Annotated in this window: 9 protein-coding genes; 7 read left to right on the top strand and 2 right to left on the bottom strand. The window is 69.0% G+C overall.

The window, feature by feature from the left end:
• Positions 1-147 precede the first annotated feature (147 nt).
• Genes ABTZ17_RS09120 through ABTZ17_RS09090 form a run of 7 tightly spaced genes read left to right on the top strand, consistent with a single transcriptional unit; the run spans position 148 to position 7656 of the window.
• Complete coding sequence (locus ABTZ17_RS09120) at positions 148-1299, top strand: DegT/DnrJ/EryC1/StrS family aminotransferase (protein WP_352194885.1); 1152 nt, start codon at positions 148-150, stop codon at positions 1297-1299.
• A gap of 36 nt (positions 1300-1335) precedes the next feature.
• Positions 1336-1950 (top strand): dTDP-4-dehydrorhamnose 3,5-epimerase family protein, encoded by a 615-nt coding sequence (locus ABTZ17_RS09115; protein WP_352194884.1) that lies wholly within the window; start codon positions 1336-1338, stop codon positions 1948-1950.
• The gene (locus tag ABTZ17_RS09110) at positions 1947-3014 is read left to right on the top strand and encodes a glucose-1-phosphate thymidylyltransferase (RefSeq protein ID WP_352194883.1); all 1068 of its coding nucleotides are present in this window, start codon (positions 1947-1949) and stop codon (positions 3012-3014) included. Before ABTZ17_RS09115 ends, ABTZ17_RS09110 begins: the two co-directional genes overlap by 4 nt.
• Positions 3011-3988, top strand: coding sequence for a dTDP-glucose 4,6-dehydratase (rfbB, locus tag ABTZ17_RS09105; RefSeq protein ID WP_352194882.1), 978 nt, complete (start codon positions 3011-3013; stop codon positions 3986-3988). The genes ABTZ17_RS09110 and rfbB overlap by 4 nt, the downstream gene beginning before the upstream one ends.
• 10 nt (positions 3989-3998) lie before the next feature.
• On the top strand, positions 3999-5303 hold the full coding sequence (rfbH, locus tag ABTZ17_RS09100; RefSeq protein ID WP_352194897.1) for a lipopolysaccharide biosynthesis protein RfbH: 1305 nt from the start codon (positions 3999-4001) through the stop codon (positions 5301-5303).
• Positions 5300-6685, top strand: a complete 1386-nt coding sequence (locus ABTZ17_RS09095; RefSeq protein ID WP_352194881.1) for an NDP-hexose 2,3-dehydratase family protein — start codon at positions 5300-5302, stop codon at positions 6683-6685. The genes rfbH and ABTZ17_RS09095 overlap by 4 nt, the downstream gene beginning before the upstream one ends.
• A complete protein-coding gene (locus ABTZ17_RS09090; protein WP_352194880.1) occupies positions 6682-7656 on the top strand; it encodes a Gfo/Idh/MocA family protein in 975 nt (324 codons plus the stop codon). The genes ABTZ17_RS09095 and ABTZ17_RS09090 overlap by 4 nt, the downstream gene beginning before the upstream one ends.
• Before the next feature lie 711 nt (positions 7657-8367).
• On the opposite strand, the gene ABTZ17_RS09085 is transcribed toward ABTZ17_RS09090, so the two are convergent.
• Together ABTZ17_RS09085 and ABTZ17_RS09080 are read right to left on the bottom strand one after the other, a co-directional pair.
• Positions 8368-10587 carry an FG-GAP repeat domain-containing protein gene (locus ABTZ17_RS09085; RefSeq protein ID WP_352194879.1) on the bottom strand — a complete coding sequence of 740 codons (2220 nt, stop codon included), beginning with the start codon at positions 10585-10587 and terminating at the stop codon, positions 8368-8370.
• Between the two features lie 100 nt (positions 10588-10687).
• Positions 10688-15067: an FG-GAP-like repeat-containing protein gene (locus tag ABTZ17_RS09080; protein WP_352194878.1), complete on the bottom strand. Its 4380-nt coding sequence runs from the start codon at positions 15065-15067 to the stop codon at positions 10688-10690.
• Positions 15068-15299: the final 232 nt, after the last annotated feature.

Here is a 15299-nt window from a genome sequence, read left to right as displayed (position 1 = left end):
GGTCCGACTTTCCTGCGCACGGTGAAGTCCGCGGGCCGACGGAAAGGGGAACGGCGGCGCGTCCGGAAGGAATTCCGGACGCACCGCCCGTCGAGAACCCGACGGCATTCCGTGCGGAAAGCGCGCGATCCCGATAGGAGCTCCACGATGATCAACGTCTTCCAACCGAGCCTCGGAGAGGAAGAGCTCGCCGCCGTCGCGGCGGTGTTCGAGAGCAACTGGCTCGGCCACGGACCCCGCACCAAGGAGTTCGAGGCCGCCTTCGCCGCGCACGTCGGCGTGGCGCCCGAGCGGATGGTCTTCATCAACTCCGCCACCGCGGGCCTCTTCCTCGCCACCGAGCTCCTCGGCCTGGGCCCCGGGGACGACGTCGTCCTCCCCTCGGCGAGCTTCGTCGCCGCCGGCAACGCCGTCGCCGCCACCGGCGCCCGCCCCGTCTTCTGCGACGTGGACCCCCACCTCCTCAACCCCACCGCCGAACACGTCGAACGGGCCCTGACCCCCCGGACCAAGGCCGTCCTCCTCCTGCACTACGGGGGCCGACCCGGCGAGGTCGCCGCCATCGCCGCGCTCTGCCGCGCCCGAGGCGTCCACCTCATCGAGGACGCCGCCTGCGCCGTCGCCTCCGCCGTCGACGGTGCGAAGGTCGGCACCTTCGGCGACATCGCCATGTGGAGCTTCGACTCCATGAAGGTGCTCGTCACCGGCGACGGCGGCATGCTGTACGTCCGCGACCCCGAACTCGCCCGCACCGCGCGGACCATGGCCTACCACGGCCTGGAGCAGTCCAGCGGATTCACCGCGGCCAAGGTCTCGCACCGCTGGTGGGACCTGAACGTCAAGGGCTTCGGCCGCCGCGTCATCGGCAACGACATCACCGCCGCCATCGGCAGCGTCCAACTCCGCCGCCTCCCCGCGTTCGTGGCCCGCCGCCGCGCCGTGGCCGAGCGGTACGACCACCTCCTCCGCGACGCCGAGGGCATCCGGCTCCCCGCCCCGCTCCCCGCCGGGCACGAGTCCACGTACTACTTCCACTGGGTGCAGCTGGACGCCCGGATCCGCGACGGCGTCGCCGCCGACCTCCTCGACCAGGGCGTCTACACCACCTTCCGCTACCCGCCGCTGCACAAGGTCCCCGCCTACGGCGACCCCGGCACGCACCTGCCCGGCACCGACCACGCCGCCGACACCACCCTGCTGCTGCCCCTGCACCAGGCCCTGGACGACACCGAGGTCGACACCGTCGCGGACGCCCTCCGCAAGTCCGTCGAGCACCGCCTCGCCGGGCTCGCCCACTGACCGGACCCCCACCCGACCAGGAGAGGCGGCCCACCCGTGCACATCGCCGACACCGCGGTCCCCGGCGCGTACCTCGTCACCCCCCGACGACACATCGACGAACGCGGAGACTTCTTCGAAGGGCTGCGCACCGAACTCCTCGAAGCCCGGACCGGGCACCCCTTCGCCCCCCGCCAGATCAACTACTCCACCTCCCGCCGCAACACCCTCCGCGGCGTCCACGGCGTCACCATCCCGCCCGGCCAGGCCAAGTACGTCACCTGCGTGCGCGGAGCGCTGCGCGACATCGTCGTGGACCTCAGGGTCGGATCCCCGACCTTCGGCGCGTACGCCACCCACGAGCTCGACCCGGCCTCGGGCACGGCCGTCTACGTACCGGAGGGCGTCGGGCACGGGTTCCTCACCCTCACCGACGACACGACCATCTGCTACGTCCTGTCCACCGCCCACGTGCCCGGCACGCAGATCGACATCGACCCCCTGGACCCCGACCTCGCGCTGCCCTGGGGCTTCACCGAGCCCCCGCTGATGTCCGCGAAGGACGCGGCGGCCCCCGGGGTCCGGGAGGCCGAGGCACGAGGACTCCTCGCCCCCTGGCGGGAGACCGGCCGGGAAGCACATACCTCCGATCCGAGGAAGGTACGCCCATGAAGGCTCTGGTGCTGTCGGGAGGGGCGGGCACACGCCTGCGCCCCTTCAGCTATTCGATGCCGAAACAGCTCATCCCGATCGTGAACAAGCCCGTCCTCGAGTACGCGCTGGAGAACATCGCCGCCCTCGGCGTCACGGAGGTCGGCCTGATCGTCGGCGACCGGGCGGACCAGATCACCGAGGCCCTCGGCGACGGCTCCCGCTTCGGGGTCCGCATCACCGCCATCCACCAGGACGAGCCGCGCGGGCTCGCCCAGTGCGTCGAACTCGCCCGCACGTTCCTCGGTGACGAGGACTTCGTGATGTACCTCGGGGACAACATGCTCCCCGACGGGATCGCCGGGATCGCCGAGGAGTTCCGGGCCCACCGCCCGGCCGCCCAGATCGTCGTCTCCAAGGTCCCCGACCCCCGGGCCTTCGGCGTGGCCGAACTCGATGCCGACGGCGCCGTGGTGGCCCTGGAGGAGAAGCCGCGGAACCCGCGCAGCGACCTCGCCATGATCGGCGTGTACTTCTTCACCAGCGCCGTCCACCGGGCCGTCCGCGCCATCGAGCCGAGCGCCAGGGGCGAGTTGGAGATCACCGACGCCATCCAGTGGCTGCTCGACCACGGCCACGAGGTGAAGGCGGGGGAGTACAGCGGCTACTGGAAGGACACCGGCAGGGCGGACGACGTCCTGGAGTGCAACCGCCACCTGCTGGCCACGCTCGTCCCCCGCGTGGACGGCCAGGTCGACGCGGCCAGCGAACTCGTCGGCCCCGTGGTCGTCGAGGCGGGCGCCCGGGTGTTCCGCTCCCGCATCGTCGGCCCCGTCGTGATCGGGGCCGACACGCTCGTCGAGGACTCCCGGATCGGCCCGGACACCTCCGTCGGCCGGGACTGCGTCCTGCGTTCCACCCGGCTCACCGACTCCATCGTGATGGCCGGCGCCTCCATCACCCACGTCCCCGGGCTGCACGGCTCGCTCATCGGTCGCTCCGCCCGCATCGGGCCCAGCGACCACGCCGAGGCCCACAGCCGACTCGTGGTCGGAGACCACACCCATGTGGAGGTGGCCGCGTGAAGGTGCTCGTCACCGGAGGAGCCGGCTTCATCGGCTCCCACTACGTCCGCACCATGCTGGCCGGCGGCTACCCGGGCTTCGAGAACGCCCGCGTCACCGTCCTGGACAAGCTCACCTACGCGGGCAACCGCGACAACATCCCCCTGGGCCACCCCCGTCTGGGACTCGTCGAGGGCGACATCTGCGACCGCGACCTCCTCCTCGACCTGCTGCCCGGACACGACGCCGTGGTGCACTTCGCGGCCGAATCGCACGTCGACCGTTCCCTGATCGGCGCCGACGCCTTCGTCCGCACCAACGTCCTCGGCACCCAGACCCTCCTCGACGCCTGCCTCGCCGCGCAGGTCGGCCGGGTGGTCCACGTCTCCACCGACGAGGTGTACGGCTCCATCGCCGAGGGCTCCTGGACCGAGGACTGGCCGCTGCGGCCCAACTCCCCCTACGCCGCGTCCAAGGCCGCCTCCGACCTGATCGCCCGCTCCTACTGGCGCACCCACGGACTGGAGGTGTCGATCACCCGCTGCTCCAACAACTTCGGCCCCTACCAGCACCCCGAGAAGCTCATCCCGCTGTTCGTCACCCGGCTCCTGCGGGGCGAGCAGGTCCCGCTCTACGGCGACGGACTCAACGTGCGGGAATGGCTGCACGTGGACGACCACTCGCGGGCCATCCAACTCGTCCTCACCAAGGGCAGCGCCGGCGAGATCTACAACGTGGGCGGCGGCAACGAGCAGACCAACCTGGCCGTCACCGAACGCCTCCTGGAGCTGTGCGGCGCCGACCGGTCCCGCATCCGGCACGTCGCGGACCGCAAGGGCCACGACCAGCGCTACGCCCTCGACGAGACCAAGATCCGCGAGGAGCTGGGGTACGAACCCGAGATCGACTTCGCACAGGGCCTGGCGGACACCGTCGCCTGGTACCGGGACAACGAGCAGTGGTGGAAAGCCTCCGAGGAGCGGAACCGTGGCTGACGAACGACCGATGACCGACCACAAGGCACTGGCCCTGGACGAGGTCCGCAAGTACCACCTCGACCAGGAGCGCGACGGCGGGTTCGTGCCCGGCGTCACGGAGATCTGGCCCTCCGGGGCCGTCCTGGACGCCGAGGACCGGGTGGCCCTCGTCGAGGCCGCCCTCGACCTGCGGATCGCGGCCGGACCCAGCTCGCGGAAGTTCGAGTCCGCCTTCGCCAAACGGCTGAAGCGCCGCAAGGCCCACCTGACGAACTCCGGTTCCTCCGCCAACCTGCTCGCGCTGTCCGCCTACACCTCCCACCTGTTCGAGGACCGCCGGCTCCGGCCCGGCGACGAGGTGATCACCGTCGCGGCGGGCTTCCCCACCACCGTCAACCCGATCGTGCAGAACGGCCTCGTCCCCGTCTTCATCGACGTCGAGCTTGCCACCTACAACACCACCGCCGACCGGGTCGCCGCGGCCATCGGCCCGAAGACCCGCGCCATCATGATCGCGCACGCCCTCGGCAATCCCTTCGAGGCCGCCGAGATCGCTCAACTCGCCGCAGATCACGGCCTGTTCTTCATCGAGGACAACTGCGACGGGGTGGGCTCCACCTACCGCGGTCAGCTCACCGGCACCTTCGGCGACGTCACCACCGTCAGCTTCTACCCGGCCCACCACCTGACCATGGGCGAGGGCGGCTGCGTCCTGACCTCCGACCTGAAACTCGCCCGGATCGTCGAGTCGATGCGGGACTGGGGCCGGGACTGCTGGTGCGAGCCGGGCAAGAACAACACCTGCCTCAAGCGCTTCGAGTACCAGATGGGCACCCTGCCCGAGGGCTACGACCACAAGTACATCTTCTCCCACGTCGGCTACAACCTGAAGGCGACCGACCTCCAAGCGGCCTTGGGACTCACGCAGTTGCAGAAGCTGGACGGTTTCATCGAGGCCCGTAAGCGCAACTGGCGGAAGCTCCGCGAAGGACTCGACGGCGTCCCCCACCTCCTGCTGCCCGAGCCCACCCCGGGCAGCGACCCCAGCTGGTTCGGGTTCGTGATCACCGTGGACGCCGACGCCCCCTTCAGCCGCGCCGAACTGGTCCACCACCTGGAGGAGCGCAAGATCGGCACCCGCCGGCTCTTCGCCGGGAACCTCACCCGCCACCCCGCCTACCTCGACCGCCCCCACCGCGTCGTCGGCGAGCTCACCAACTCCGACGTCATCACCGAGAACACCTTCTGGATCGGGGTCTATCCCGGGCTCACCGAGCCGATGCTCGACTACGTCATCGCCACGGTGAAGGAGTTCGCGGAGGTCCGCGCATGACGGCCCCCTCCCTCCTGAGACCGCGTCACGACGAGGCGATCGCGACCCGGTTGGCCCGCTCCGCCGCGACGGTCGGAGCGGGCGCGACGCTCCGCACCGCCGACTTCGAGGACTGGCTCGAAGGCCGCCGGCGCGCCCACCACTTCGAGGTCCGCCGCATCCCCTTCGCGGAACTGGACGGCTGGTCCTTCCACCCCGGCACGGGAAACCTGGGCCACCGCAGCGGCCGCTTCTTCACCGTCGAGGGACTGTCCGTCCACACCGACGGAGGCCCCTACCCGCACTGGCAGCAGCCGATCATCCGACAACCCGAGGTCGGCATCCTCGGGATCCTGGCCAAGGAGTTCGACGGGGTCCTGCACTTCCTCATGCAGGCCAAGATGGAACCCGGAAACCGCAACCTCCTCCAACTCTCCCCGACGGTCCAGGCCACCCGCAGCAACTACACCAAGGTCCACCGCGGCGCCGACGTGAAGTACGTGGAGCACTTCACCACCCCCGGCCGGGGCAGGGTCCTCGCCGACGTGCTCCAGTCCGAACACGGGGCCTGGTTCTTCCGCAAGGCCAACCGCAACATGCTCGTCGAGACCGAGGAGGAGGTCCCCCTCGACGAGGACTTCTGCTGGCTGACCCTCGGCCAGATCGGCGAACTCCTCACCCGCGACAACGTGGTCAACATGGACGCCCGCACCGTCCTCGCCTGCGCCCCCGTCCCCACCGACGGGCCCGAGGCCCTCCTGCCGGACACGGACCTGCGCTCCTGGTTCACCGCCCGGCGCTCCGAACCGGAGGTGCGGGCCGAACGCGTCCCCCTCGCCGAGGTCGCCGACTGGACCCGCGGCGCCCGGTCCATCGACCACGTCAAGGGCCGCTACTTCCGCGTGATGGCCGTCGCGGTGGAGGCCGGGAACCGCGAGGTGCGCGGCTGGTCCCAACCCCTCTTCGAACCGACCGGCACCGGCACCACCGCCTTCGTCACCCGGCGCATCGGCGGCGTCCCCCACCTCCTGGCCCACGCCAAACTCGAAGGCGGCTTCCTCGACCGGATCGAGCTCGCCCCCACCGTCCAGTACACCGCCTCCAACCACACCGACCGCACCGGCCCGGACCGGCCCCCCTTCCTGGACCTCGTCCTGTCCGCCGACCCCGCCCGCGTCCGGTACGACACCGTCCACTCGGAGGAGGGCGGCCGCTTCCTCAACGCCGAGAGCCGCTACCTCTTCGTGGACGCCGACGAGTCCCAGGCCCCCCTGGAGCCACCGCCCGGCTACGCCTGGGTGACCCCCGGCCAACTCCGCGGGCTCGCGGGCCACAGCCACTACGTCAACGTCCAGGCCCGCACCCTGCTCTCCCTCCTCAACACCGGCGCGGTGCGACTGTGAGACCGCCCGTACGGCTCGCCGTCCTCGGCACGTCCGACTTCGCCCGGCGCCGGATGCTGCCGGCGTTCGCGGCCTCGGAAGGGGTGACGCTCACCGCGGTCGCCAGTCGGGACCCCGCCAGGGCCCGCGCCTCGGCGCGGACCCACGGCGCCCGGGCCCTCCACGGCTACGCCGCCGCACTGGAGGACGAGGAGATCGAGGCGGTCTACCTCCCGCTGCCCGCCGCCCTGCGCTCCCGCTGGGTACGGGCCGCCCTCCTCGCCGGCAAACACGTCCTCTCCGAGAAGCCGCTCGCCACCACCCCCGGCGAGGCCGCCGAACTGCTCGACCTGGCCCGCTCCCGCGGACGCGCCCTCGTGGAGAACGTCCTCTTCCCCCACCACCCCCAACACGCGCGGGCCCGCGCGTTGGTCCGCTCCGGAGCCATCGGCGAACTCCGCTCCTTCCGAGCCGAGTTCGCCGTCCCCCGCCGCCCCGAAGGAGACATCCGCTACCGGTCCGACCTGGGCGGCGGCGCCCTGTGGGACGTGGGCGTGTACCCCGTCCGGGCCGCCCTCTTCGCCCTCGGCGAGGACCTGGCCGTCGCCGGCGCCGTCGCCGTCCGCGATCCGGACGGCGAGGTCGACACCGGCGGCACCGTCCTGCTCCGCACCCCCACGGGCGTCAGCGCCCACCTGTCCCACGGCCTCGACGACGCCTACCGCAGCGCCTACACCTACGCGGGCACCGAGGGCCGCCTCACGGTGGAACCGGCCTTCACCCCATCCGCCGACCACGTCCCGCTGCTCCGCCTGGAACGCGGCAGCTCGGTCACGGAGATCCCGCTCACCGCCGAGGACCAGGTGGCCCGCGCCGTCGCCGCCTTCGCCACGGCGGTCCGCACCGGCACACCCCCCGACCCGACCGCCCTCCACCAGGCCGCCCTCCTCGAAGCGATAGCCAAGGAGTCCGGCATCCCCACCCTCACCTGACCGGGCACCGCCCCCACCGACGCCCGGCCGGACCGCAACGCTCCGGCCGGGCACCACCGGCGCGAGGCGCCGATCGACACGGCAATTCGTGGACGAAAGTGTGCTGTGGAGCAGGACGAAGTCTTGCCGGGCTCATGAGCTTCCGACGGCAGTAGTTGACGGCGACCCCAGGTCCGCTGAACGCCGCGCTCCGAGACCGATGGCCTTCGGCTGGAGGCGGAGCGCTGCTGCGTGGACGCGCCCCGCCGCGGTGACAGCGACCGGGCGTCAGGGAGGGGCTCCTCTATCGCCGGACTGACAGTGCGGCCCGTGGGTGGTTGCTCAGAGCTTCCATCGGCCGGTGTCGGGACTCGGAAAGCCCGGGGAGCCGACCGTGCTCGTGGCTCGTTGTAAGGTAGGGAAACCGCACTTGACCTGCATTAACGCAGGCAGGTAGCAGAGTTTCGGAAGTGTTTCGGATGCTTCCTGCCGTATTCAAGTCCCACATCTGACATCTGAGCCTTTCCGCAGGTCAGCGGCTTGACGATGGGGCTCTGGTCAGCGAGCGGTCAGCATCAGCCTCTGGGGTTCTCTACGGATGCACACCAGCTGGCGGCCCTGCATGCTGCTGGCGCGCAAGCGGCTCGTCGGTGTGCCCTGAGCGGCCCCGCCCCGGGGTGGGCAGGGCCGCTCAGGGCTACATGGGCCCGTCATCCGTTCGACGCCGTCGCATCACATGATGTCGATGTGGCCCGGTGACGTGAGGTTGAAGTCGTTGCGGTCGGCGAGGGGACCACGCCAGTTGCCGGAGCCCTTGTAACGCCAGGCATCGAGGCCTCGGAAGGCCACCAGGTCGCCGTAGCCGTCGTTGTCCGTGTCGCCGATGCCGAGGATCCGGTCGTAGGTGTTCCAGGCTGCGCCTATCTTGATGCGGGTGGTGAAGGTGCCGTCTCCCTTGCCGAGGTAGAGCCAGAGCGTGCCGGCCTTGTCGCGGGCCACCAGGTCGCCGGCCGATGCCCCCGCGATGTTCCCGACCGCGGCGATCCGGTCGTAGGTGTTCCAGCCGCCCCCGATCGCTGAGCGGGTGGAGAACGGAGCCCGCCAGTTGCCAGTGGCCTTGTAGAGCCACAGCATCCCTGCCTTGTCGCGGGCGACGAGATCGCTGAGACCGTCGCCGGTCAGGTCTCCCATGGCCGTCATCCGGTCGTAGGTGTTCCAGCCTGCGCCTATCTTGATGCGGGTGGTGAAGGTGCCGTCTCCCTTGCCGAGGTAGAGCCAGAGCGTGCCGGCCTTGTCGCGGGCCACCAGGTCGCCGGCCGATGCCCCCGCGATGTTCCCGACCGCTGTGATCCCGTCGTAGATGTTCCAGCCACGACCGATGAGCTGCGGCTTCCGGGCGAACAACTGCGGAATGTCCACCCCGGCGGGGGCTGATTGGTACGTGTCGGCACGGTAAAGCTCTCCGTCGCGCGACCGTATGAGCACGTCCGGCGTCCCGTTGTTGCTGTAGTCGTGACCGCCGATCGGCCGATCCACCAGGAAGCTGCCGGAGACGTCGAGGTCCCTCCCGAGCCCGTTCACGGGCCGGGCAACGAGGTGCCAGGTGTACTTTCCGTTGGCACCAGTGAACGGCTCGCCCTTGGTTCCCAGGAGACCGTCCCACTCCAAGGCCAGGTTCCAGTCGGCATCCCGACCCGACAGTTGGTCGGACGAGAAGACCCGCTTCTCCCTGCTGGCCTCGTGGCGCAGCGTGAGCGAGGTGTGGGCGTTCGGCCGGGACAGGTTCCAGCGCAGCCGAGAGGTACCGCCGTTGAGGTGCGTGGTGGCCGGTACGTCCACACCGGTCAGCGTGAGGGACATTGAGGCGCCGCTGCTCGCGACCATCCTGGCGACGGGCTCGCCCTTGGTGTCGGCGGAGATCTTGAAGATGCCCTCGCCCTGCTTGAGGGTTCCGCCACTGACCAGCAGCCCACCATCAGGCGTCGGCGTCAGCGAACTGGCGTGGTCGAGGAGCTTGCGGGCAGGGCCCCCGCCCACGGGGGTGGCACGCAGGGCCAGGTCCTCGTGCGCGCTTCCCGTTTGCAGGTCGGCCCGATTGGCGTGCACCGCCCAGTTGCCGACCAGGCCCACCACGGGGCGGGTGACGTACCCGAGGTCGAGGTCCGATGTCAGTCCGGTCTTCATGTCCGTAATCCGCAGCGGCTGCCCGTTGCCTGCGCGGCCGGGCAGCCACGTGGACAGGAACCGCCCGGACAGTGCGGTGCCGGCCTGACCTCCTGCAATCCCGCCGGCACGCGGGAAGGCCTTCACCACCGCGGCCGTGCCGAGGTCCACCACGGCGTCGTGGGTCCGCGAGCCGCTCCGGAAGCTCAGCGCGATCGACCCCGGAGTGCTTGCCGTCATCGTGATGGACGCGGCATCCGCGGGCAGGCCGGTGACGGCCCGTTCCCGCGTCTCGGAACCGGTCTGGTCCACGAGGAAGACATCGTGTGTGCCAACCGGCTGGGTGACCAGCGTCGCACCGTTGGCGCCGAGGAAGTAGGCCCGGGTCACCTTGACGGTGGTGAAGGGCAGCGCTTCGTCGGCCAGGTTCCCCACCTGGATCTCCTCGACGGGATCGCCAGCGAGCCCGCCGTCCATGGCGATGGCGACAAAGTCGGAAAGGGAACCTTTGGCGGTGCTGGTTCCCACCTCCACCGCTGTGCGGTCTGCGTACCGGAACCACATCAGCTGCTGCGTTCGCAGGTCACGATAGGCGAACCCGTGGGTTCCCGCACTGACCACCTCGGTCCGGTCGGAGATGCGGGTCAGCGCTGCGGGAGTGGCCATGGCCCCGGCATCGATCTGAGACGAAGCCGACCAGGCAGGTGTGGCGGCAGCGCAACCGGAAGCCGCCACGGAGAGTGCGACGGCTGCGATCAGGGTGGATCGGGGTATGTGGTGCTGCGTCAAGGTCCCCCCTCGGGACTGGAATCAAGGACGGTGGCAGCCGGGGCGGAGGTATCCTCCCGGCTGCCACCGTGACCGTGCCGGCTCGGACGAGAGCGAGCGGTCAGTTGGACGTGCGGAAGGGTCGAACCCGGTCGAAGTCCCAGCCGGAGGCCGTGGACCAGCCGGCCCGAGCCGCTTCGAAGGTGGGAAGCGCCGGGCTTCCTGCGGCCAGCCATGTGAACATGCGTACGGTGCCGTTTTCGTAGCCGTACATCGCGCCCAGGTCGTCGCGGCCGTCACCGTTGTAGTCCCCGGCGACGATCTTCATGTTGGGGTAGTACCAGTTACCCGGAGCCGAAGTCCATCCCTGCTTGGGGGAGCTGAAACTTCCGTCGTCATTGCTCGTGCTCAGCAGTGTGTGCAGCGCGTCGTGGCCGTCGGCGTAGTCGTACCAGGCGGTCACGTCGTCCTGCCCGTCGCCGTTGAAGTCCCCGGCATGGATGTAGGTGCGGTCCCAGTCACCCCAGCTGGTGATGGTTCCGCTCCAGGACTTGAGGTTGGCGTTGAACGCGCCGGTGGGAGCCGCCGTGAACGTGTGCATCTTCACGGAGCCGTCGCTGTATCCGTAGAGCGCGGCGAGGTCGTCGCGGCCGTCCCCGTTGAAGTCCCCGGTGACGAACTTGCTCTTCTCCCGCTCCCAGCCGCCGGCCTTCTGCGTGTGGGATCCGAAGGGCGGGTTGAAGCCGCCCCGCACGTTGGACGTGAAGGTGAACAACGTGTCGTGACCGTCGAAGTAGTCGTACCAGGCGGCGAGGTCGTCGCGGCCGTCACCGTTGAAATCACCCGACTGTAGGGTCATGTTGGAGGCGTTCCAACTACCGGCTTTGGACGTGTAGGAGATGAACGGCGTGCCGAACTTCCCACTTCCCGAACCCAGGGCGGTGTGGAGTTTGATCTGTCCGTCGCCGTAGTCGTAGAGCCAGGCCACATCGCCCCGGCCGTCGCCGTTGTAGTCGCCCGTGGCGAACTGCATGTCCTTCGGGTCGTAGTGGGTGGCCGGAGGCTCCAGACCCTTCACGTATCCGTTGGTGAACACTCCGTCGGTGGTCGGCATGAAGGTGTGGATGACATCAGCGCCGTTCGGGAAGCCGTACCAGTCCGCGAAGTCGCTGCGGCCGTCGCCGTCGTAGTCGTGCCGGATCACGGTCCCGCTGGACCAGAGGGACTCGCCCTTGTCGTTGTGCACAACGAGGTTTCCGCGGTCCTGAAGGAAGGCGTAGCCCTCGCCGGGAGAGGAGACACCGGTGACGTTCTTCACCAGGGTGTCATCCTGGTAGATCCCGATGTTGCCGTCCGAGTGGACCAGGGCCGTGGCCCCGGCGATCGTGGTGCTTGCCGTGTGGCTGGACCACAGCTCGTTGCCGGTCTTGGAGCGGATGACGAGATCGCCCTCCGGCTTCATCACGAGGCTGACGGAATTCGAAGTGACGCTCTGTCCGCTCTCCAATCGGGTGCCGGCCGGGATCCGGGTGCCGCCGGCGGAGCTGTCGATCACGAAGGGTGCCCCGAAGCCGGTCAACTGGGTGCCGGTGCCCTGCCCGCGGCGGCCGATCACGGTGTTGTCGGCCTTGCGGGCCCAGAGGTCGGGGATCGCGTCCCCGTCGTCGACTCCGTCCGCGTTGTCGTCTCCGTCGAGATCTCCCGAGGTGCCGATGAGGGGAAAAGTGGCCGCCGACAAACCGGTGGCGAGCAGCTTGCGGGTGCCCGGGGACCCCCAGGAGGCGAAGTCGAGCTTTCCGCCGACCGTTTCGCGTCGGCCGTTCGCCTGGAAGAGTTCGCCGGTCGAGTCGTTGCGCAGCCAGAGGTCGGGCAGTGTGTCGCTGTTCATGTCACCGGGCACGACCACGGTGAACTTCCGCCAGTCCGTTCCACCGACCAGCACCGGCCGCCCGGCCAACAGTGTGTTGAGCGTACTGCTCTTGTTGCCGAAGTAGGCCCAGAGGTTCTGGCCCTGCTTGACCAGGACATCGGACATCCGGTCTGCATTGAGGTCTCCGGCAGCGATGACCTGCTCGGCGTTGAACCAGTGATCGTTGCCGGTCCACCCTTCCTCACCCGTGCAGCCGCGCCGGGGATCGGGCACCGGGCACTTGACCCGCAGCTGTACGGGTTCGTCATCGATGATGCCTCGGCCGTCGTTGTTGTAGACGAGGAGTTGCTTCCTCCCGTCCGCGGCATTTCGCTGCAGGGCGAGCAAGTCGTTGAACCCGTCCTGGCCCCAGTCCCCGCTGAAGGAAGTCTGACGATCGGGGAAGGTGACGGATCCTCCGCCATTGGTCGCCGCCGCGAAGGTCCTGGACCCGAGCCCCGAATACGTCAGCAGCGTCCCGTTGCCGTCCACGCTCCAAATGTCCTTGAGCTGGTCTCCGTTGAGGTCACCCGGCTTGTCGGCCTGCTGACTGCGCGTGGCGTAATACAGGTAGGTACGCGTGTCCGAGCGGTTTCCCGCCTTGTCGACGCTGTAGGCGTGGACCGTGTGCGGTCCGTAGGAGGGAACGAAGACCCTGGCCGTGGGGGCGGCTGCGGACACCTCGGTCACCTGGGCGTCCGTGTCGGTCCACCAGTAGTAGGCGACGACGTCCTTGACGCCGTTGGGCGCCAGCGAGAAGACGGTCTCGGTCCGGGCAGGTCCCGTGATCTCAGGCCAGCCGCGTTCGCCCGGAGGGTACTTGTCCGTGCCGTCCGGCAGCTTCTCCGACCGGATCGAGGGCGGGTTGCTCGGGCGGTCGCGGTCGATCTCGAAGGCGCAGCGGGCGGCCACCCAAGCCGATTCCGCCTTGTCCCCGTCCTTGGCCATCACACGCCACGTGTAGCTGCCGCTGGGGGTGCTGGACGCGGGCAGGGTGACTGTCGCAACACGATTGTTGAGCGTGGGTACGGTCTCCTGGTAGACGAGGGTGGAGCCCCTGCGGACCTCGAACGTGGCGTTGAGGCTGCCACCGTCCTCGTCCTTGATCATCGCGTGGAGGCTGACGGTGGTGTTGCCGATCCTGCCGCCGGTCGCGCACTGCGTCGCAGGGCTGGTACCCAGTGCCTTGGGCGGATCGGGCAGGTGGTTGAAGACGGTCTCCAGCACGACTGTCTTCGGGTCGAAGCGCTTCCAACCCGTGGTGTCGCTCTCGTTGTCCGCGTAGAGACCGAACGTGAGGCTGGTCGTCTCGCCGCTCTTCATCTGGTCACGGACCCAGTCGGTCGCGGTGAACTCCAGGTTGCCGGCAGGACAGGAAGGGCCCCAGCCCTTGGAGTCGTTGACGGTCGACAAGGCGCCGCTGAGCTTCTTGGGCTGGTTGCGCCAGGTGGTTCGAGAACTGATCGGACCCGTGGCGAACAGGCTCACCTTGGCATCGGTGCACGACCAGGACCAGGTGTTCTTGAGCCGGAGGACGGACTCCTTGATCTGAGTGCCGCTGATCTTGCTGGTGTCCACTTGGAGGAAGGACCGCGACAGGCCATTTGTTTCGGCCTCGTAGCCGACGCGTACGTCCTCCTTGGCGTTCCAGTAGCTGTTGTCCGGCCACTTCTTGTAAACCCGTGCCCAGTTCCACTGCTGGCGATCGCCCCAGTCCCAGCTGGGGTCGATGTACACCGGGTACGTGGTCCCGGGACTGGTCAGGAGGGCCGAGTCGGGCACCAGGGACAGCGAGGTGTCGGTCACGGTGGTGCCCATCAGTGCGGACCGTGCGCCGACCCCGGGTTCGAACCCACCGGCCGCGGTCGCATCGGCTCGGGCGGAAGCCTGGGCGCCCGTGTCGGTCGGAGCACCCTCCGCACCGCTGGAGTCCCACATCACGGGGGCGGGGCTGGTGAAGACCAGCTGCCCGGCTGGGTCTGTGGCCCGCAGGCTTCCGGACTGCTCGTCCTTCTGCACAGTGAGCCCCACAGTGTTCAGTGCGAAGTTCAGTGTCTTCAGCTCGGGGTTCTTCGCAGCCGCCGGGGTCTTCACCACCAGCAGCTGGGAGAAGCCCTCCACCTCGGCCCTGAGCCGGAGGTCGACCCCGGGAAGGACCTCGGCGTAGGTGGCGATGTTGCCGGCGAGTGTCGGCTTCGGGAGAGCCTTCGGCCAGGTGAGGGCGAGAGTTCGACCGTCCACGGCCCCAGCCAGCAACTGATCGGTGCCACCCCCGGAGAATTTCACGGAGACGGGCGTCGCCTTGGAGACGACCGAGCCGTCCGCGGCGAACACCAGAGTCGGGTCGGTCTTCGCCCAGCTGCCCTCACGCCAGAAGCGAACGGGCGTTCCGTAATCCTTGACCACGAACGAGCCGTCGGGCCGGGCCCAGGTGTCGCTGGTCTCGGTCCGGGCCGAGGCGACCTCGACCTCACGTTTCGCGGCACCGGCTTCCTGGAGTGCCCTGTCCTGTTCGCTGAGAGATCCGGTGTCGAATGCCCCGGAAGCAGACGTATTTGCTGATGCGATAGCAGAATGAGTGGGCGTTTTCATGGCGGTTACAGATGCCGATATCGTGGCGGGGGTGATGAGCGTCATCGCCAAGGCAGTGGATATCGCAACCCTTGGGCCAAATCTCTTGGTTGGGTGAGGAATGTTGAATCGTTGCATGCGATCCCCCCTTGTATCTTGAGTGCCAGGAGACTCCGCGAATCCGTGGGAAGCCGGCGTAGCCTGAAACCTGGAAGTCGTTTGGACGTTCCCCTGCATGTCACCATCGCCCTCG

The sequence above is a fragment of the Streptomyces sp. NPDC097619 genome (assembly GCF_040302735.1).
Taxonomy (GTDB): Bacteria; Actinomycetota; Actinomycetes; order Streptomycetales; family Streptomycetaceae; genus Streptomyces.
This window is presented reverse-complemented; position numbering and strand designations above follow the sequence as displayed.